This window comes from Mesorhizobium sp. IMUNJ 23033, from assembly GCF_044778005.1.
Taxonomy (GTDB): domain Bacteria; phylum Pseudomonadota; class Alphaproteobacteria; order Rhizobiales; family Rhizobiaceae; genus Mesorhizobium; species Mesorhizobium amorphae_A.
Genome location: NZ_JBJACT010000012.1, coordinates 42,899 through 62,033 on the forward strand (window position 1 = coordinate 42,899; position 19,135 = coordinate 62,033).

22 protein-coding genes and 2 pseudogenes are annotated in these 19,135 nt (G+C 54.6%); 17 read left to right on the forward strand and 7 right to left on the reverse strand.

The window, feature by feature from the left end; genetic code table 11:
- Window positions 1-117 precede the first annotated feature (117 nt).
- From ACFX5Q_RS15070 to ACFX5Q_RS15080, 3 genes are all read left to right on the forward strand, one after another.
- Window positions 118-537 (forward strand): GFA family protein, encoded by a 420-nt coding sequence (locus tag ACFX5Q_RS15070; RefSeq protein ID WP_404279140.1) that lies wholly within the window; start codon window positions 118-120, stop codon window positions 535-537.
- Between the two features lie 79 nt (window positions 538-616).
- Complete coding sequence (locus tag ACFX5Q_RS15075; RefSeq protein ID WP_404279142.1) at window positions 617-976, forward strand: diacylglycerol kinase; 360 nt, start codon at window positions 617-619, stop codon at window positions 974-976.
- Window positions 977-1,077: 101 nt separating this feature from the next.
- Window positions 1,078-1,665 (forward strand): hemerythrin domain-containing protein, encoded by a 588-nt coding sequence (locus ACFX5Q_RS15080; RefSeq protein ID WP_404279144.1) that lies wholly within the window; start codon window positions 1,078-1,080, stop codon window positions 1,663-1,665.
- Window positions 1,666-1,668: 3 nt separating this feature from the next.
- Here ACFX5Q_RS15080 and ACFX5Q_RS15085 read toward each other — a convergent pair whose 3' ends face one another.
- Window positions 1,669-2,265 (reverse strand): DedA family protein, encoded by a 597-nt coding sequence (locus ACFX5Q_RS15085; RefSeq protein ID WP_404279146.1) that lies wholly within the window; start codon window positions 2,263-2,265, stop codon window positions 1,669-1,671.
- Window positions 2,265-2,825: a DUF1003 domain-containing protein gene (locus tag ACFX5Q_RS15090; protein WP_404279148.1), complete on the reverse strand. Its 561-nt coding sequence runs from the start codon at window positions 2,823-2,825 to the stop codon at window positions 2,265-2,267. Before ACFX5Q_RS15090 ends, ACFX5Q_RS15085 begins: the two co-directional genes overlap by 1 nt.
- 88 nt (window positions 2,826-2,913) lie before the next feature.
- Between ACFX5Q_RS15090 and ACFX5Q_RS15095 the strand changes: the two are divergent.
- The 6 genes and pseudogenes from ACFX5Q_RS15095 to ACFX5Q_RS15120 all read left to right on the forward strand — a co-directional run.
- Window positions 2,914-3,090, forward strand: a pseudogene (locus ACFX5Q_RS15095) (DNA-3-methyladenine glycosylase I); the annotation flags it as partial.
- An 82-nt stretch (window positions 3,091-3,172) separates the two neighbouring features.
- Window positions 3,173-5,089 (forward strand): recombinase family protein, encoded by a 1,917-nt coding sequence (locus ACFX5Q_RS15100; protein WP_404279150.1) that lies wholly within the window; start codon window positions 3,173-3,175, stop codon window positions 5,087-5,089.
- An 8-nt stretch (window positions 5,090-5,097) separates the two neighbouring features.
- Window positions 5,098-5,379 carry a hypothetical protein gene (locus ACFX5Q_RS15105; RefSeq protein ID WP_404279152.1) on the forward strand — a complete coding sequence of 94 codons (282 nt, stop codon included), beginning with the start codon at window positions 5,098-5,100 and terminating at the stop codon, window positions 5,377-5,379.
- 549 nt (window positions 5,380-5,928) lie between these two features.
- Window positions 5,929-6,723: a hypothetical protein gene (locus tag ACFX5Q_RS15110; RefSeq protein WP_404279154.1), complete on the forward strand. Its 795-nt coding sequence runs from the start codon at window positions 5,929-5,931 to the stop codon at window positions 6,721-6,723.
- A gap of 9 nt (window positions 6,724-6,732) precedes the next feature.
- Window positions 6,733-7,185 (forward strand): hypothetical protein, encoded by a 453-nt coding sequence (locus tag ACFX5Q_RS15115; protein ID WP_404279156.1) that lies wholly within the window; start codon window positions 6,733-6,735, stop codon window positions 7,183-7,185.
- 6 nt (window positions 7,186-7,191) lie between these two features.
- Complete coding sequence (locus ACFX5Q_RS15120; RefSeq protein WP_404279158.1) at window positions 7,192-7,377, forward strand: hypothetical protein; 186 nt, start codon at window positions 7,192-7,194, stop codon at window positions 7,375-7,377.
- 149 nt (window positions 7,378-7,526) lie between these two features.
- Here ACFX5Q_RS15120 and ACFX5Q_RS15125 read toward each other — a convergent pair whose 3' ends face one another.
- Window positions 7,527-7,850, reverse strand: coding sequence for a topoisomerase DNA-binding C4 zinc finger domain-containing protein (locus ACFX5Q_RS15125; protein WP_404279392.1), 324 nt, complete (start codon window positions 7,848-7,850; stop codon window positions 7,527-7,529).
- A gap of 803 nt (window positions 7,851-8,653) precedes the next feature.
- On the opposite strand from ACFX5Q_RS15125, the gene ACFX5Q_RS15130 reads away from it, so the two are divergent.
- From ACFX5Q_RS15130 to ACFX5Q_RS15140, 3 genes are read left to right on the forward strand one after another with little or no spacing between them, the layout of a single operon-like run.
- Window positions 8,654-9,088, forward strand: coding sequence for a hypothetical protein (locus ACFX5Q_RS15130; RefSeq protein ID WP_404279160.1), 435 nt, complete (start codon window positions 8,654-8,656; stop codon window positions 9,086-9,088).
- A 39-nt stretch (window positions 9,089-9,127) separates the two neighbouring features.
- Window positions 9,128-10,048 carry a hypothetical protein gene (locus ACFX5Q_RS15135; protein WP_404279162.1) on the forward strand — a complete coding sequence of 307 codons (921 nt, stop codon included), beginning with the start codon at window positions 9,128-9,130 and terminating at the stop codon, window positions 10,046-10,048.
- A 47-nt stretch (window positions 10,049-10,095) separates the two neighbouring features.
- A complete protein-coding gene (locus ACFX5Q_RS15140) occupies window positions 10,096-11,097 on the forward strand; it encodes a hypothetical protein (RefSeq protein WP_404279164.1) in 1,002 nt (333 codons plus the stop codon).
- 133 nt (window positions 11,098-11,230) lie between these two features.
- Here the strand turns inward: ACFX5Q_RS15140 and ACFX5Q_RS15145 are convergent, their stop codons facing one another.
- The 3 genes from ACFX5Q_RS15145 to ACFX5Q_RS15155 form a co-directional block, all read right to left on the reverse strand.
- The gene (locus tag ACFX5Q_RS15145) at window positions 11,231-11,890 is read right to left on the reverse strand and encodes a hypothetical protein (protein WP_404279166.1); all 660 of its coding nucleotides are present in this window, start codon (window positions 11,888-11,890) and stop codon (window positions 11,231-11,233) included.
- Between the two features lie 942 nt (window positions 11,891-12,832).
- Window positions 12,833-13,033: a hypothetical protein gene (locus ACFX5Q_RS15150; protein ID WP_404279168.1), complete on the reverse strand. Its 201-nt coding sequence runs from the start codon at window positions 13,031-13,033 to the stop codon at window positions 12,833-12,835.
- A gap of 16 nt (window positions 13,034-13,049) precedes the next feature.
- Window positions 13,050-13,604, reverse strand: a complete 555-nt coding sequence (locus ACFX5Q_RS15155) for a recombinase family protein (RefSeq protein ID WP_404279170.1) — start codon at window positions 13,602-13,604, stop codon at window positions 13,050-13,052.
- Between the two features lie 230 nt (window positions 13,605-13,834).
- Here ACFX5Q_RS15155 and ACFX5Q_RS15160 point away from each other — a divergent pair, with 230 nt between their 5' ends.
- On the forward strand, window positions 13,835-14,389 hold the full coding sequence (locus ACFX5Q_RS15160; RefSeq protein WP_404279172.1) for a hypothetical protein: 555 nt from the start codon (window positions 13,835-13,837) through the stop codon (window positions 14,387-14,389).
- 107 nt (window positions 14,390-14,496) lie between these two features.
- On the opposite strand, the gene ACFX5Q_RS15165 is transcribed toward ACFX5Q_RS15160, so the two are convergent.
- The gene (locus ACFX5Q_RS15165) at window positions 14,497-14,868 is read right to left on the reverse strand and encodes a helix-turn-helix domain-containing protein (protein ID WP_404279174.1); all 372 of its coding nucleotides are present in this window, start codon (window positions 14,866-14,868) and stop codon (window positions 14,497-14,499) included.
- Between the two features lie 124 nt (window positions 14,869-14,992).
- Between ACFX5Q_RS15165 and ACFX5Q_RS15170 the strand changes: the two genes are divergently transcribed.
- The 4 genes and pseudogenes from ACFX5Q_RS15170 (at window position 14,993) to ACFX5Q_RS15185 (ending at window position 18,717) form a co-directional block, all read left to right on the forward strand.
- A complete protein-coding gene (locus ACFX5Q_RS15170; protein ID WP_404279176.1) occupies window positions 14,993-15,982 on the forward strand; it encodes a hypothetical protein in 990 nt (329 codons plus the stop codon).
- 66 nt (window positions 15,983-16,048) lie between these two features.
- Complete coding sequence (locus ACFX5Q_RS15175) at window positions 16,049-16,285, forward strand: hypothetical protein (RefSeq protein WP_404279178.1); 237 nt, start codon at window positions 16,049-16,051, stop codon at window positions 16,283-16,285.
- Window positions 16,286-16,360: 75 nt separating this feature from the next.
- Window positions 16,361-16,900, forward strand: a pseudogene (locus tag ACFX5Q_RS15180) (DNA-3-methyladenine glycosylase I); the annotation flags it as partial.
- 140 nt (window positions 16,901-17,040) lie between these two features.
- Complete coding sequence (locus ACFX5Q_RS15185) at window positions 17,041-18,717, forward strand: NAD+ synthase (RefSeq protein ID WP_404279180.1); 1,677 nt, start codon at window positions 17,041-17,043, stop codon at window positions 18,715-18,717.
- The last annotated feature ends 418 nt before the right edge of the window (window positions 18,718-19,135 follow it).

Sequence of the window (19,135 nt, forward strand, 5' to 3'; positions counted from 1 at the left end):
GCGACGAGGATTTCGGAACGCGTCCTTGCGGTGTCGCTTTTGTCTGTGCCTGGCCGGCGCAAAACTGGAATCCTGCCGGTGAAATGAATCTGGCAGCGAAATCAAACGGAGGCCGAGATGAGCGACGATCACAGCGGATCATGCCTGTGCGGGGCGGTGCGCTTCAGGACGCGGGGGGCCTTGCGCGGCGTGATCTACTGCCATTGTTCGCAATGCCGCAATCAGAGTGGCCACTACTACGCCGCAACCAATGTCCCTGACGAAAACATCACGATAGAGGGCGCCGAGAACATCAGCTGGTACGAAGCGTCGTCGTTTGCCAGGCGCGGCTTCTGCAAGACATGCGGCTCGGTGCTGTTCTGGAAGCCTCACCAGGATGCCTATGTTTCGGTCATGGCCGGATCGTTCGATGCGCCGACCGGGCTTCAAGGTGAGAGTCACATCTTCGTCGGCGACAAGGGCGACTACTACACGATCGACGACGGGCTGCCGCAATTCGAGAAATCGACGCCGACGCTCAGGGTCGCGGACGAATGATTTTTGCAGGCTCTGCCTTATTCCCTTGATCCTGCGGTTGCGATATCCCCTGCCGGTGACTCGGAAAGGGACGTTGGGCATGCAGCGGCTGATCGATGCTTTCTATAATTCGGTGCGGGCGTTTCGCAAGCTGGCCGCCAGCGAGAAGGCGTTTCAGCAGGAGCTGATGCTGCTGGTGCTGGCCTTGCCGCTCGGCTGGTTCGTGTCGACGTCGTGGCGTGGCTACGCACTGCTGATCGGCGCGGTGCTGCTGCTGATCATGGTCGAAGTGCTCAACACCGGCATCGAGGCGGCGTGCGATGCCTTCAGCCGCGAATTCAACGTCGACATCCAGCTGGCCAAGGATTGCGGCTCGCTGGCGGTGCTGATTTCGGTGGTGATCGTCGCCGGCGTCTGGGGCATCGCCATCATCGAGCGCCTCACGGGGCTACCGATCTGATCTTGCCAACACTACATGGCGGTTACCCCAACCTGATCCCGACCATGATCTGATCCGAAAACCGGTATCCACTTTTCGGGATCATGGTCCAGGAGACCGCCATGTCGGATGTTGCCAATTTTCTGCTGCTTGAACGGACAGGGCTGCCGGACGATTTGCGCTGGCTGGTCGAAAAATATCCGCGCGAGATGTGGCAGGGCCACGCCAACATCCACGGCATGGCGAACATGTGGCTTGAGCGGCACGACATGTTCCGCGAACTCGGCGGCATGCTGACCAGCGGCATTGGCGACTATCGCGAGGGCAGGCTGACGGCGCCGGATTTCGCGCGCTGGTTCGCGCCGCGCCTCAACCATTTTCTTGGGCATCTCGACGGCCACCACAATGTCGAGGACCATCACTATTTCCCGGTCTTCGCCAAGGCAGAGACGCGGCTGAAGCGCGGCTTCGAGATCCTCGACGCCGATCACCACACGATCCACGAAGGGCTGGAGCGCAACGCCGAGGCGGCGAACGCCTTCATCCGGGCGCTGGAGGAGAGCGAGGACAGGCAGCGCTTTGCCGCCGATGCCTATGCCGACGAGAACAGCCGGCTGATTGCCATGCTGACAAGGCATCTGGCCGATGAAGAGGACCTGATCATTCCCCTGATCCTCGACCGGGGTGATCGCGCGCTGGATCCCGACTGACGTTCACGTTTCCCCGGCATCCTTGGCGCGTTCCTTCTTGGCCACGGAATGGGCGACGAACCAGGCCAGGACGACGACGATGACGCCAATGGACAGGGCGACCAGCAACCGCTCGTGGCGATGCAGCGCCTGGCCAACGATGCGCTCGGCTCCAAGCCCGAAGACATAGCCGACAGTGCCGAACAATGCCGCCCAGACCAGCGACGAGACGGCGTTGAGGATGACGAAACGCGTTGCCGTGATGCTGGCAAAACCGGCGGCGATGCCGCCGACCAGGCGCATGCCGTATATGTAGCGGTTCGACAGCACGAAGATGTTGGGATGCGCGGAGACGAGGCGAAAGGCGTGGCTGAAACCCGGCCTTGCCTTCAGTTTGAGAACATAGGGATGATCGTCAAAGCTTCGGCCGAGGATGAAGAAGAAGGTGTCGCCGACAAAGGCGCCGAAGGCGGCCACCAGGAAGGCCTGCCAAAGGACGAAAACGTGCTGGTGGGCGAAGAAGCCGCCGAGGATGGCGGCACTTTCGCCTTCGGCCACGCAGCCCAGGAAAACCGCGATCAGCCCATACTGCTCGATGAGATGATGGATCGCCTCTGTCATCAGGAGGCTTGCCGCGCCGACAGTTTCTCGTCGATCCGTTTGACCTGCTCGGCCAGACGCAGGATCTCGTCGCGCAAGCCGATGATCTCGCTATGGCGCAGCTCGTCCAGCTTCTCGTGCAGCGCCATGATCTCGATCTCGGCCTTGAGATTGACCTCATAGTCGTGGGCGGCGTCGATACGGTCGCGCTCGGTCTGGCGGTTCTGCGACATCATGATGACCGGCGCCTGCAGCGCCGCGACCATCGAGAGGACCAGGTTGAGGAAGATGAAGGGGTAGGGGTCGAAGGCATCGCGCGTCAGCAGCCAGACATTGCCTGCGGTCCACAGGATCAGAAAGGCGATGAAACCGAGTATGAAGGACCACGAGCCGCCGATGCGGGCGATGGTGTCGGCGACGCGGTCGCCGAGCGTCTGATGGAAGGCGACGGCCTTGTTGGTGTCCTTGGATATGGTGGTGCGTTCGAGCGTCGCTTGCAGTACCCGGCTTTCAAGTTTGCTCAAGGCATCCGGCCTTCGCTTCAGCCAGCGGCTTGCCAGATCTTCGACAGTCTTGTTCATGTCTCGCCTCCGTCAGCGTCTGTGATAGACGTAGAGGCTGCCGGTTCGAACGGGAAGTGGTAGATTGACGCGACCTGTGAGGGACCAAATGGCCGATTTCCAGAAAATCCGCGCCCGTGCGGTAAAACGCAAAGGCGGTGAGGCGGCTTTGGCGTCGCTGCTTGGGCCTATGCCCGACAATGCTGCCGTGGCGAAGATCACAGACGATCGCATCCTGTCGACCATGGCCGAGCGCGTCTTTGCCGCCGGTTTCGTCTGGCGCGTCACGTCCTAAACGTTTGGACATTGGGTAGGCTCTTGTAACCGTTTTGGGCATCCCCATATGGTGCCCAGAAGGAGCTAACCCTATGAAAACAAATGACAAATCTATAGTGGCCACTGATCAAAACTTTGATTCTATCGTGGCCAAATCTCTGAACTTTGATTCCACAAAGGCAGGCGGTGAAAGTTTAGAGAAGGCGTTGACCACCGAGACGGCACTGGTGCCCTACACCGGACCCGTGGCGTACTCATACATTCGTTGGTCCACCGCTATTCAAGGTCAAGGCGATAGCTATAGGCGACAATATTCCTTGGCTGAAAAGTGGAGCATTGAAAACGCCATCCCGCTCGCCGATGACCGGGTAATGACGGATGCCGGGGTGTCTGCATTCAAGGGCAGGAACATCGAAAGCGGTGCCCTTGGTGCGTTCCTGAAAGCCGCAGAGGCAGGCAAAATCAACCGGGGCTCTTACCTTTTGGTGGAGTCGATTGACCGGCTATCCCGTCAAGGCATGTTCGCCACTGCTGCCATCGTCCAAGAGCTTTGGAAGGCTGGAATCGTCATCGTCACACTCTCGGACGGCAAGGCCTACCATCCCGACTGCAACGACATGGACGCATTGACAATCGTGTTGGTGGCCATGCGGGCAAAGGAAGAGTCGGCCACGAAGGGCAAGCGAGTCAAAGACAGCTATATCAAGCGCAATGCCCGTGCCCAAAAGACAGGCGAAGTGGTGTCGGGCAACCTACCGGGATGGCTCTACAAAGACCCAGAGACAGGCAAAGCGAAGTTGAACGAAGACAAGGCGGAGATTGTCAGACGGATATTTGACATGTGCTTGAACGGGTGTGGCTTGCCCATGATCGCCAAGACCCTGAATGCGAATGGTATCAGACCATTCGCCATAGATAAGCGGAGGAAGGGCAGGGCAGAATATTGGACGATTGCGAACGTCCATTACATCCTGAAATCAAAGGCTACCTATGGGCTTTATCACCCGCCGAAGTCCGACCCGTGCATGATCTTCCCACCGGCCATCACAATAGAAGAGTACAACCGGGCACAGGCAGGCATGGCACAACGGCAGCGCACCGGCAAAGGAAGGAAGGGAAAGACCTATTCCAACCTGTTTGGTGGCATCGCCAAGTGTGTGTTCTGCAAAGAGCCCATGACCATCAGGAACCCTAAGCCGGGCAGGGCCATACAGTTTTATTGCAAAGGCTCACTGACCGGGAAATGTCATGAAGCGGCTCCATGGAACTATGAACGTTTCGAAGGGTCGTTTTTGTCGTTTGCCGCTGAACTCGATCTACAGGAAATCATCCACGGCGGCACAGCGTCATCCGTCCAAGAGACCATCACCCAAAAAATTCAGCAGTTGGAAGGTGAGCGGCTAGGGCTGTTCAAATCCCAACAGGGGCATTTGAAAATGATTGAAGCCGATGAAATCCTTCGAGACTCGTTGAGAGAGGCCATGGTCAAGAACGCCACTCGGATCAAGGCGATCAACGAACAGATAGGGGCATTGGAGATCGAGCGGAACAAAGTCCAGTTAGAACGTGAGGCAGCCATAGACGGCAATAGGTTTCGCTTTCCCAAGGTAGGAACCGGCAAAGGGCAAGTGAACATTGAAGAACTGTACCAGCTACGGGCAAAGGCGGCTGACCACATCAGGACAATTGTGGAGTCCATCGAACTGGACAGGAAGCATTGGGGCAAAGTGTATCGTAAAGCCGCCATGGAAGCCGACAACGAACTTGCAAGGCAGACTTGGTTGGATGCAGCCAGACGTTGCGCACCGAAGAAGGAGGCTTTCGATTCCCGCTACATCATCAAATTCAAAGGCGGAGCCACACGCACGATCTACCCTGACAATCGAGACCAAGAGGGCAAGGAGGCCTTCTTTGTGCTGAACTTGGGGTTTGAAGGAGCTGACCCAAGCAAGCTGCCCAAGGCCACCAGAACGGCAGAGGAATTCGCCAAGGCACGTGCTGAAAGGTGATTGGGATCATGGCAAAGAAGACGGACAAAGAAGCGATACGGTTCATGGATGCTTCGTTTGATATCCTGATGATGGATTTCGGGATTTGGCAGGAGCCAAAGCGGGTTGTTATCGAACGAATCAAAGAGAGACTTTATGAAGATTGCAGCGAAGACGGGAGAGTAGCCCGTCAGGCAGTGCGGGCAATGGCCGTAAGGAAAGGTTCTAAATCTGTTGATGTCGGCGTCCATCATTTAGCCGAACAGATTTACCGATTCCAAGATCGCAATGATTGGCGGTGGAGAGATTAGCTCTTGATAGGCTATGCCCCACGGTGCCCAGTGAACACATTGCGCCAGTTCACACCATCGGTGCCACGTTCTTTGACGAAGAACGCCACATGAGTCTGTGCGCAAGGAACGCCAGATGGAAGGCAAGCCAAAGCCAAGGCCGATGGCAGGTCCGGTGGAAGGCCACCGATGGTCACTGATGCTGTCCGGGCACAGATCAAGCAGGCACGTGCCTATGGCCTTTCAGTGAGACAGACAGCGGCGTTGGTGGGGTTCTCTAAGGCCACGGTGCAGAAGGTGCTTGCTGCCTAACACTACCCCCGCTAGGGATTCTGTGAAGGGCTAGCAAAGCGCTAGCCCTTTTTGTTTTGGGGATCATGGGCAGATGGAGACTGCTCTCGAATCGGAAATCCGGAGTGGCGAAATGCGGATGACTTCCCTCTCCGAAAAAATCTTGAACCCGTGAACAGTGGGGATGTCGACCAAATAGCCCCACCACTGGCTTCGCCCTCGCATCGAGGCAGTGCGTTTCGGTATATATTGGCCACAAATGGCGTTCGGGGATTCGAAATGAAAAACTTCTTGCTGGTGATCATCAGTTCCGTTGCTTCCGGAATCATTGTGGCCGTGTTCGGCTACCTGTTCCTCACGACTGGTCCTGAGACACCATCCATTGACGTATACCAGACCACCTTGGACATTCCATTGGATGCTGGTAGCAGCTTGCTTGATGACGGGAATTCCAAAAATTCGTCCGGCTACATCGTGCAAAAGTTCACCATCAGCAACTACGGCGCAAAAATCTATCCAAATCTGAACATCAAACCGGATGGATTCAAAAAAGTTGTTTTGGAGCAAGGTGGAAAAACGGAAGTCCTATTCGATCATCAGGGCAAGGATTACACGATTGTTCCGGGGGAGAGCATCCGAGTTTTTGGGATATCTGATGGCTACTCCTACAGCTATGGGATGGTTGGTGACGGACGGATTCAAGTCTCGGTAGGTCAAGACCCGATAGCAACTAGGTCGCAACAAACTGACGATGCCGAACCGTTGACCGGCGCAGGCAAATTTTTCCGAAACTATCCCTTCATTGGTTTCCTTCTGGTGGCGGGTATAGGGCTTGGTGGCGTCCTGTTTTGGATTGCGGTGGCCTTTGTCGGAACCACGCAAAAGTTCTTTCCCACCTACTATGCAAAGTGGACAGGTGACACGGAACACGGTCGTAATCTGGCGTTGTTGAATTGGTTGCAAAGGGAAGATGCGGAACGGTTCGATGTTATCGAGACGATGGCCGCAAAATATGCGAAGGAACACAAGCTTCTAGCTGCACGAAAAGCAGTCGTTCAGGTTCAGCCGGAATAGGGGCTTTCTATGGTCACAACGATTGCTGAAACCACCAAGGATAACTTCATTCTTGGCATGGGAATGTGGGTCTTTGCGGCTCTGAAAACCCGTGTTTGGGATAAGATGCCGGAACCGCTGATGGCTCATACCGGTTCCGAGAATGTGGACATTGCTATTGGTGTTTTCATCCAACAGCATCCAACCATTTACACGCTTGTAGCGTTCATCGTGCTTGGATTGGTCTACAGCTTCTTTTTCGCCTTCACACTCAGCTATTTCCTGTGGTCGCAAACGCCATGGTATGACCAAATGGCGTCTGAAATTTTTCAGTACGATCCCAAGAAGCCGGATGAAAGCCAGAATGTTCCAATGTCATGGATGAGAGCGTTTTTCGGGTTTGTAGCCGTTCCTGTGTTCTTTGTGATTGTTACCGGCTTGTATCAGCTCGCAAAACTCGGGCTTTGGCTGGTTTTCTGGTGATGGTACATGATCAGAACCAAGGCACAGCTTCAAATCGCCACTAATGCCGTTCGTGCGCAACTATGGTGGCTGTTTAAGCAATCAGCCGGAAAGCCGCCTGATCAAGACAAATTGGGCAAGCTGCTTGGCGAGTTGCTGTTTCTACATGTGGAAATGCAAAAGCATAGCGGTGAAGATACCGAAGGCGGCTAGACTGCCATAGCTTCGCTGACCACTTCTCAAATCCCCTATCCCTTGTCTTGCCCTAAGCAGCGGCTCTGGCAGAATGAGGAGCTTCTTGGTGGGGAGGACAGCACTTTCACTTTCAGACGTATAGCTTGGTGGTACAGTAGGGCGAATTTTCAGACCGCAGCACGGCATTTGTATTTGCAGTCAGGGAAATTTGAACAACCAAAGAACGCCCCAAACTTACTACTACGTTTAACCAAATCGCCACCACATCCGGGACATTTTGTGCTTGTCTTGGCGAGGCGCATTTCGCTGTATTGCTGTCTCTTAAACTCCCATGGCGGAATGTTGGTCTCTGTGGCGCCCCATATTCCTCTTTTGTGACGTTGCGCATCGTCCAACGCCTCTAAATACCGTTCGCCGGGTCCATATCGTTCGAGAACCCATGCCCATCCATTCAAAACCATCTCTAGCTCAATGTTCCTAGTGACGAGCAGCGATCCCCCAAATGTCGCAGCGTTATGGGTGTGGTTAGACGGTGTTCTGAATTCGGCACCTAGGTATTACTGCGTCAGAAACGGCACGCAGACAATACGTTTATGTCTGTCCACTACCTGACCCGTATCCATCTTCATTCGAACTTCGAGTTCCACCCATCTATCACCAATCAAAGTTGCAAGAAAATCTTTGGCCTCACGCCCTCCGGGCTGTTCCAATTCAGGTGCGTCGATGAACGCAAATCGGACTGCGACGTGAAACTCTGATTGATCGCTTGGGTCGCCCGTGAGTTCGCTGGCCTTAATTCTTGTTAGAAATCCGTCACCGTCAAATATTTTCAGAACAGGGACTCTAATGGTGTCCCCTTCCGGATTTTCGGGTACTATAATTGTCGAATTTCCTTGGCTCATGACATCGGTGATGCAGAACGAAAAACGTTGGTATCTTAGATTAGACGACCCACGTTTCTATAACCACGGGACGCTACTCTAGCGAAGCAAGCACGTCCTTGGCAAGAATGCGTTAACCCGGTCAATGTCCGCCCGCCTCCTCGGCCATTGGGAAGTTTTTGCCCCTAGGCCGGCAGTGGCATGCGAAGTTCGAATGCGCTGTCGTGCAAAACCCATTTCGCTATGGTCGGACCATCGCCCAAAGCCCTCTACAAGGGCCGCAGGGACCCAACAGACGGGATGGATGTGCGGTATGGCCCCACCTCGCTCGTGTCGTCTTAGGAAGCCGCCGCTTGTCATTGTTGGCAGGCAGTGGCCTTATGAAACCTCTTGAATCCGGCGGCGGGGGCCTCATGGAATTCTTTCTCATAGTCACCGTGCTCATTCTTCTTTTCGGTGCTTCAGCTTTCCGGCGAGGATTGGGTGGCTATTCCGCAATAGGGGCCATCGCCCTGCTATTCTTCTTCATTTTCCGACTGGCAGGAATCGAAACGACGACCGGGTTCCTTATCCTCGCCGCCGCCCTTCTGGTTGGGGGCCTTGTCGCAGTCTTCAAGCAGCCCTTACTTGAAGAGCTGCCTTCGAAACCGAAGAAATTTGTTGATGCATCCGGTCGTCTTGTCGGCCTAGAGGCTGAAATTCGCTGCATGGACAATCGTGGCGAAGAGAGCACTGGCAGCTTGGTGCATGCACGACAAACCTTCCTTGACGTTGGGCTTAGGCCTGACGACTTCCACATCGCATTGATAGACAGCGAATTGGGTAAACGAGCCAAGCAGCGATGCTAGGAGTTCGGAGGCAGAATGGGCTTTGGTAGGGGGGTGCAAATGCGCAAATCGGTATGGTTAGCGGGAGTGTTTCTATTCACTGGTGCCGCTGACGCAGCGACGTTCGAAAAGATACCTCAGGCTGGTGGTTCGCCGGACCTGATCGTAATAACGGGCATCATCGAGCCCAACGACGACACCCAATTCAATCAAGTCGCTGCGACGACCGGGCAAGCGGTCGTTCTGCTGAATAGCGAGGGTGGATCGGTCTTGCCTGCCCTCGAAATAGGCCGGGCAATTAGGTTGAAGGGTTTCGCTACCGCCGTGGCGAGTGACACTCTCTGCGCCTCTGCCTGTGCTCTGACATGGCTCGCCGGCACACCACGACTAGCGGGCCAAAGTGCAAATATCGGCTTCCACGCATCGTATGTGGTCAACAACGGGACTGCCAGCGAGACCGGTGTCGGCAACGCCTTGATAGGGGCGTACTTGAACCAACTCGGCCTCTCCCAGAGCACGATTGTCTTTGTCACTTCTGCGCCGCCCGAAGGGATGGCTTGGCTCTCAGGAGCGAAGGCCAGTGAGTTGGGTTTGCAGTTCGCCTCCTACCAAACGAACGCTGTGCCCTCCAACACTGTTGAGACACAAATTGCACCCGAGCCATATGACCCAATGAGGGTCGCCGCCGCCTTCTACAATGCGCTGTCCAATGCGGATGGTGTTGCTGCTGCGGCACTGGTGATTCCGGAAAAACGTGGTATCGGTCCGTTCAACGAAGCTTCCATTCATTCATATTTCGGAGGGCTTTCCGCTCCGTTGCAACTTGAATCCGTTGCACGGCGTGGTGCGGATAAGGTTGCCGTCGCTTACACGTATTCCCGAGCTGACGGATCGGCCTGCAATGGCAAGGCAGAAGTGCAGACGACGTACAAGTACGGCAAGACCCTGATCAGCAAGATACGGGCTCTAAATGGCTGCTAAACGAGACAGCGAATTGGCGAAAGGGACCAATCCCCGGTGAGAGCGATATGAAGGATCACGACGACGCCCGTGGATCGGCCTCTAATCCGGGCGCCCAAGAAATTCATCGATTTCCAAAGCCTTTGTCACTGAACACCGAAATGCCTCAGTTTTGGCGGCGTGAATATCTAAATAATCGCTACTTAACTACGAAATCTGTAGATTATCTCGAAAATAGGATGTCTGATATTTTCGACAACATTATGGTTCTTGACTGGGATACGTGGAAATACAAACCGAGCGTAACCATAGATGAAGGTATATATTACTCTCTACCTCATCTTGATTTTCTCAGAATGATGATAGAGGTAGCATATGAAGGGGAACTTAGGGGTAAGGAGATAGCAAAAGCGAATAATAAGCGGAAATTGATCGATGCGGAGAAGACTCTTATTGACCAGATGTGGGCTATCAGGCCAGAGTTTCGTACATCAAACAAAGTCTTCTCTACTGCCTATCGAAATCCGGAAACAATATTCAGATTCTCTGCCAAGGAATTCAACAGCTCGCTTCTACATAGTGGTAAACTTCGCTTCAGTCCCTCGCTGGCGTATGCCGACGGCGCCCTTCTTCCTGCTCAGTTTGACAATGAAAACCAAGTCCATGTCAGCAATGGAGGCTATTACGAACTCGATTCTGAATTTTGGGTGTGTTCGTTCTCCTGCGTCTATGAATTGCGGATGTATGCCGAGTTCAATGCGGATAGCTGTTTAGTAATTCGAGATGCTTCTGAATTTAAAAGGCGTGTTGTCCAGAGCATATATAAACATAATTCAGACAATGAAAACGACGTGATTGCCAGAGCTGTTTTTTCCCCTGTTGTATATTATGACCCGTGCAAACTGGCTGATGTCGAAACCGCCAACGAGATACATTTTCTCAAACATTTCCGATACGCTTATCAGCGAGAGTTTCGGGCTACCCTGATTCCGAAAACAACTCGCCCTTCGACCCCGGTTTTCCTCAATCTTGGTCCATTGACCGACATAGCCGAATTGGTCTCCGCTTAAAACCTACCAGATTGCCGGCGAGGGAAGTCGGGCCGATGATGGCTTAAGTGGCTTCCGCCCCCGCATTGCCGGCCAAATTGTGGCATTCCGACAGAAGTGGGGGGCTTCAACGGCATCCAAATGTCGGCAAAGACTAGCCGGGTGCCCGGTCGAAGCCCACCATGATGATGGAATCGATTGGATAATCGTCATCGACATTTTTCAACGCATATCGAGCGACGGCTTCCTTTGAATTCGCTCGTTCAACTTTGCATACGATGGGAGCGCCAAAGTGGCGGTTTCCTACGCTTGTCCAGAAATCGGAGGTCGCCTCGGCGAAATGGCCTTCCTCGGGCTCTGGGATGGCCAGCAAGCAGTGATAGTGCAAGAAGGTGGCATCTATGCCGTTCTTTTTTATCGTCTCATAAACACCCAATGCGGGCAGATTTCCCTTTGAGCCAAACTTCCTACGCATAGCCGAGAAATAGGCTTTCACCAGTCGCTCTCCTGTGGGGCGATCCCTTTCAAAAAGGGCAAATGGCTTTGCCGGCGTGATGGCATTTTTGGTCTTTCCGGACAGCCGTCGATATGCGGCCTCCGGATCGCTTGCCTGCACAAAAGGAACGGTCACGAACTGGGTCAGATCGTGCTTTTGCACCTCGTTTAGGATTAACTCCTTAGCTACCTTCGTGGCGTTCTTAGCAAAGTAGTCGTTGATGATCTGCCGAACGAATGCACTGGCATCGAGCGAGGATCGCTTTGCGAGGATGCCCAGAGCGTCGTGTGTTGGCTGATCGAGACGGACGCTAAACATAACGTTTCGGGTCCAGATTTGCAGATTGCAGGATAAATAGGATCGAGAGGTTCATCTCGACTAAGAGCTGCGATAGCTGGAAGTTTGCAATTTGGTATCTATCGTCGCTAATTGAAGTCCTAAATTCCATATATATTTCTCGATAATCTTCTCGAAAATTGTCGATTATGGCCTGTATTGATTTTGGTGCCTTCTCTCTGTCCATTGATTGGAGTAGGTCGTCTATATCCATCTTTTTCCTTTCTAATAGATACAATTATAACGTTGGTGGCCCAATGCCTTTCAAAAATCTTCATAATAAATCGCTTGGCGACACAGCAAAATGGAATACGAACTGAAAATTCGCTTGGCGAATTAAAAGAATATTGAAACGTATTACATTATGCTAAACATATGTAGGCAAAGATTTCGGTATTTCTGTGCGAAATAATATTGCTTTTTGATCCATAGAACAGGAATAATATTCCGCCATTTCCGAATAGGCTGCGTAAGTACGATTTCAAATGCCAATAAAGTTCCGCTGCCCGGATTGAGGGCAGAAACTATGGATCGGACCTACGCACGAAGCAGAACAGGCTGCCGTTCCTATAATATGTATACCGGTGAGCTATCGACCTGCCGTACCGTGCGACGAGGTATTCATAAATCCGTTGTTTTCTGTCGTCGGTAGCCTCAAAATCGAAACTGTAAGGCTTTTCCCGCACGATCCACTCATTCATTAGTGACAGCACATTGCGAAGAACGGGAAATCCGTTTCGAAAGTAGTCGCCTGCGGTGAACTGAATTTCGTCATCCCAAACGCCCCAGTGGTCGACCGTGAAGGCCTTTAAAGATGTAGCGCCCCCAATTGCCCGGAAACTGACAGGACCGCCGTTTGTCGCTGAGAATTCGAAGAGCAGTCCTTCGACATTGAACCGCTTGCGGAAACAGCGCTGAGCGGCGTCAGAGTTTGGTGGCGAAGCTATTCTCCAATTCTTCAAGGTAGGCCTTGTGCTCTCGCCAGTGGTCGCTGAAGTTTTCAACTCCGGTCTCTTTCAGCAGCCTATCGATCTCCGTACGAGCGGATGGGGATAGATGGCCGATCCACGCCCTAGCGTCGTCTGGCAACCGCTCCAAAAGTGAATCAATCGCTCTTTCGGCCATATTCTGCCTCCTGCTATCAAGCAGCGTTGGCCAAAATCCGATACACAGACGAGCGGCCAAGGCCGAGCGCCACGGCAATCTCGGTTGGATTCTTGCCTGCCAGATGCATTGACCAGATAGCATCCGACTTTCGGCGGGCAGTTGGTGCCCGACCCTTGAACTTGCGTTCAGCCTTGGCCTTGGCGATGCCCTCTCTCTGGCGTGCCAGCATGATTTCACGTTCGAACTGGGCGATTGACCCGACCAAGTTCAGCAATAGGCGACCGGTCGGTGTGGTCGTGTCTATTGCCATGTCTAGGATTTTCAATCCGACCTTCTTGGCTTCAAGCCGGGCGACTATCTGGCAGAGGTCGGCCACCGAACGGGCGAGGCGATCCAGTCGGGTTACGACAAGGATGTCGCCTTCACGCACGAACTCGATGGCCCGTTCAAGTTCCGTGCGATGTGCATTGATGGAAGAAACCTGTTCGCTGAATACCTTCTCGCAACCATGGGACTGCAAGTCCCGAAGCTGCGCCTCGTAGCCGGCGACCTGTTCCAAGCGAGAAGTGCGGCGGTATGCAACAAGCATGTCAATGTCCCACATGAGTCTAAGATATAGTGGGACAATTTTCTCAAAATGTCAATGGAACTCTTGTGGGACGGAATCAAACCGCTAGGGTCTTTCCCACGAGAGCAGGGTCTATTGGGGCGGGCCGGGCTACCAGTTCGGTCAGCTTGGACGATTTCAGCGCCCCTTCAGCGCCCCTTGCGGAGCTTGTCGTTGCAAATACACTCCAAGCCGGGGAAAGGGGGATTAAGATGAAGGCACAGACGGCGTTTGCTGGTTTGATTGCGATAACAATGGTCAGCCATCATGCATTTGCCGCCGGCAGTCACGCCTTCGAAGATGTGCCTGTGTTGCGACAACTGTTAGAAGTTGTGGGCGATAAGGAGCAGACGAATGACACTGAATTTTTTGGCCGTATCGGTATTGTTTCCGGCAACGCCTTAATTTTCGATAAGAGGACATATGAACGAGGCGGTCCCACAAAAATAGCAAAGTTTTTGGATCGATGTTATGCTATTGCTAAGAATTCAGGTCAAATGAGGAATATAATGGCGTGCTTTGTTGCAGATTTCGAATTAACGAGTGCTATGAGTCGAAGTCTAAACAGCCCCACGATAGCCGACACGACGACTAATCGATTCAAAAATTTGTTTTCTGTGTTGGGTTTTGATAAAAATATGCAACAAAAAATTTATGCACAATTCAAGGAAGTCTATATCCGTGCTTCGAAATGGAGGGAAACTAGGACTATAGCAGAAATAAGCAATTGCATTAAGGCGGGAGTCGGTGGTTTAGATTGCCCATAAGTTGCATTGCTTAGGACCATCAGCCGGCTGGTGCTCGCTGACACGGCGGTCTGTGCAGCATTAACGAAAGAGTTGGTCTGGAGGTAACTGACACGCTAGTGCCACACTCATAGCGCCGATACGTTTCTTTTTGCCAGAGCTTTTAGCTGCTCAATGGCAACCTTCAAATCGCTGTCAGTCAGCCCAGAGAGTATCACGCCGGCTTGGATTTCAAGCATGGCTCGTTGCTCTGATTGGGCCAGATCGCCCTCCTGAAAGAAAACTCTCACGGGGACATCCAGAGCCTTGCCGAGGCGCACAAGGGTTTCAAAATTTGGCCAGTTCAGCCCTCTTTCCCATTGGGAGACGGCGTCAACTGACCTGTCCGTCCGGAGCGCCAAATCGTCCTGCGTAAGCTCTCGCAACTTGCGGAGTTCCCTCAGAATCATGCCGAAATTTTTAGTTGCTGACATAGGGCAGCATTGCGCTGCCAGCGTCAAACCGTGAACCGAACAATGTCCGGCTAAGTCGTCTATAACCCGTAATAAATTACGGGTTCTTCGTTGAATACTAACCCAGTCTTGGCTATTGATTTAGGGGCGAAGGATGGGTGGGGTGATTAGAATGAGCGCAGAAATTGCGGACGAATTGACTCGCCTTTCGGCCCTGAGAGAGAGGGGGGTCATCTCGGCCAAAGGGTATGAAAGTGCGAAGTCGCAACTCGTTAGCGGCAACCACCTCAAAATCGCCGAGGAAATCGACAAGCTGTATGGGCTGCTGTCAAACAAAACCCTGACCAAGAAGGAATTTGAGAAGGCCGTGTCGGCGTTGCTGTTTCCGTCGAATTCGAAGAGTTCGAACGCAAATGTAGCTGAAGGCAAATTTGGCAGGAAATTTTTTGTCCGGCTCGTGGTTGTAATTGGCGGGCTGTATCTGCTCCATTTCGTTATCAATGAGAATCCTGATGGCAGTTCCACGAAGGTTGCAGCGGGGAACGGGATCGTTGTCAAAGCCGGCGACAGCGAAGGTAGCGCTCCTGCCAACGTCCAATCCAGCCCGACTGAAAATCTACAATCTGGCCCAGCTGTTCCGGATCAAGAAGCAAGGTTTGTCGCAATCAATAGCGAGTTCAGAGAACGGTACAAAGGGTCACAGAACGACCTGCTAAAATCCACACTTGTGCAGGAAAGGGGCAAAAAGCTCCAATCGTTCAGCCAAGACGGTTCAGTCTCGAACTGGGTTGGGAAGGTGTATAAAGTTGACCGGATAGGCGGTCATTGGGCGTCGCTTTCCGTTGAGGTTGGGGACGAAATAAGAATTGGCTCAGGGGGCCTGTTGGATAATCCAGAGTTGATGGTGGACGGTATTCTGAACCAGACCGCAGAAACACTCGGGTCGTCGGATAGGGTAAAATCGGAGGAGGGGAGTCTCGTTGATACCGGTTCAACTTTGTACCAAACCCTATTGGGATTGGAAGTTGGCCAAACGATTGTTTTTTCGGGGCATTTTTACCCGACGGATGACGGCGGGATTGTAGATACTAACCTGTTGGAGGAAGCGGCGATAATCAGGCCGTTCTATAAATTCAAGTTTGATTCTGTCGTGGCGAGATAGGTGACATTAAAGTCCGCTGCCGCATCGGGCCTTCGCACCAAACCCGTTTTGTGAGACAATCCTGCATTGGCCGTGTTTGAGGGCCGGCAAATGCCATGGCATCGCTATAGCGGTGTGTTTGATCCCGCCGATCTGGACTTGCTCCAGCGGGTGTTCGACCAACTGTGTGTCGAGCGCCGTCTAGCGCAAAAAGACAAGGAACAGAGGGAAGACCTCGCTGAGGAAATCGTCGGGGTTTTCCGAAGCGGGATCATGGATGAAGCGGACCTGTTGCGGGCTCTTTCTAAGCGCCGCAGAGCCTAGCTGAGAAGGCGTCCAGCGGCTCGTCGCAACTGCGTCCATCGTGCCGCAACATCATGTTTAATTGACTCATTGGTAGTCATCGAGCAGAAGTGGCCTGGTTTCGAGGAAGCGTTCCTCGGCTTCGAGCCGAAGCGGCTGTTGTTCCAGCCCGACGATTTCTGGCACGAGCTGGCGTCCGACAAACGCATCGTGCGCAATCCGCAGAAGATCAAATCCGTGCGCGACAACGCCGCTTTCGTCGAGCGGGTGTCGAAGGAACATGGCGGCTTCGGCAAGTTCCTCGCCGAGTGGCCGGCCGACGACCAGGTCGGCCTGATGGCCTATCTCGGCAAGCATGGCAGCCGGCTCGGCGGCAATACCGGCCAGTACTTCCTGCGCTGGCTGGAATGGGACGCCTTTATCGTTTCGGCTGACATGGCAGCCGCATTGCGCGACGCCGGTCTCGACATCGCCGAAAGCCCGACCTCGAAGCGGGATCTCGACAAGATCCAGGCTCAGATCAATGCCTGGGCCGCGCAAACCGGCCTGCCGCGTCGGCACATTTCGCGCATCCTGGCGATGTCGATCGGCGAGAACCATTCGCCGGAAGCACTGCGCGAATATATGGGCGAATAGGGACACGATCGACGATCGGTCCGACACGATTGGCATCGGCCCGACAGGATCGACATCCAGCAATCGCCCAATCGATCAGCCCGGTTTGGTCCAAAGGAACGCCATTGCCCGGGCAATTCCGCCACGCTAAACCCTCAGACATGACCAAGAAGCCCGACATACTGCGCATCGCCGTTGCCCAGCTTAACCCGACGGTCGGCGACGTCGCCGGCAATCTCGCCAAGGCGCGCGAGGCGAGGGCGGACGCCGCCCGCCAGGGCGCCGATCTCGTGCTCTACACCGAGCTGTTCCTCGCCGGGTATCCGCCGGAGGACCTGGTGCTGAAGCCGGCGTTCCTGAAGTCCTGCGAACGGGCGGCGGAAGAGTTCGCCAAGGACACCGCCGATGGCGGGCCGGGCGTCATTATCGGCACGCCGCTGAAGCGCAAGAGCGGCACGCACAATTCGATCATCGTCGCCGATGGCGGCAAGATCCTGGCCGAACGCTACAAGCTCGACCTGCCAAACTACGGCGAGTTCGACGAGAAGCGCGTCTTCCAGGCCGGGCCGGAGCTGCAGGGACCGGTCAATTTCCGCGGCGTGCGCATCGGAATCCCGATCTGCGAGGACATCTGGGGCGAGGTTGCCGTCTGCGAGACGCTGGCCGAAAGCGGAGCCGAAATCCTGCTGGTGCCAAACGGCTCGCCCTACTATCGCGCCAAGATGGACGTTCGCCACCAGGTCGTCATCCGCCAGGTCATCGAATGCGGCCTGCCGATGATCTATGCCAACCAGCTTGGCGGCCAGGACGAGCTGATCTTCGACGGCGCATCGTTCGCCATCGGCGCGGACAAGACGCTGGCCTTCCAGATGAGCCAGTTCGAGGAGGCGGTCGACGTCAGCACCTGGAAAAGGACTTCGGACGGCTGGATCTGCTCCGAAGGGCCGATGTCGAAGATTCCCGAACGGGAGGAGGCGGACTACCGCGCCTGCATGCTCGGCCTGCGCGACTACGTCAACAAGAACGGCTTCAAGAACGTCGTGCTCGGCCTTTCCGGCGGCATCGATTCGGCGATCTGCGCGGCACTTGCCGTCGATGCGCTCGGCGAGGAACGGCTGCGCGCGGTGATGATGCCTTACCGCTACACGTCGAAGGATTCGCTGAAGGACGCCGAGGACTGCGCCCGCGCACTCGGCTGCCGCTACGACATCGTGCCGATCTTCGAGCCGGTCGAAGGTTTTCTGCACGCGCTGACGCAGATGTTCGAAGGCACCAAGGAAGGCATCACCGAGGAGAATTTGCAGAGCCGCGCGCGCGGCACGATCCTGATGGCGATCTCCAACAAGTTCGGCTCGATGGTGGTCACCACCGGCAACAAGAGCGAGATGTCGGTCGGCTACGCCACGCTCTATGGCGACATGAATGGCGGCTTCAATCCGATCAAGGACCTCTACAAGATGCAGGTCTATGCGCTGTCGCGCTGGCGCAACAGCCATGTGCCGCCGGGCGCTCTCGGACCTTCCGGCGAGGTGATCCCGAAGAACATCATCGACAAGGCGCCGTCGGCGGAATTGCGCGAGAACCAGACCGACCAGGATTCGCTGCCGCCCTATCCGGTGCTGGATGACATCCTGGAATGCCTGGTCGAACACGAGATGGGCGTCGACGAGATCGTCGCGCGCGGCCATGAGCGGGCGACGGTGACGCGGATCGAGCACCTGCTCTACATCGCCGAGTACAAGCGCCGGCAGGCAGCACCTGGCGTGAAGATCACTAGCAAGAACTTCGGCCGCGATCGCCGCTATCCGATTACCAACAGATTCAGGGATCGCGGATAGATCGTCATCCCGGCTTGGGTGCAGCCCGAACAGCAACGGCGCGCAACCGACCGTTGTTGCAAAATCGTCTCACTGCTTGGACCAGTTGCGCTTTCGGTCACGGCCCGCCTTGGCGATGCGCCGGGGCATCTCTATAAGAACTCCTCCGCGCTTCCCCTTCAGGAGGAACCGAATGCCACGATTTGACATCGTTATGCGAGGCCGCGAAGCCTAGGTCCTGGTCAGCACGCCGCGAGGGTTCGCCTTCGCGACGAGAGCTGATCCGAGAACAGGCATTTGCCGCTGCAGGTCGCCGCCCCTTGTATGGGCGAGCCGCCAAATATGCCGAACCTCCGCATTTCCGGGCGCCAATGGCGCCAGCGCGGTTTTTTCAATTTTGACCTTACCGGGACCGGGCTCGTTTGCGCCCGGATGACAT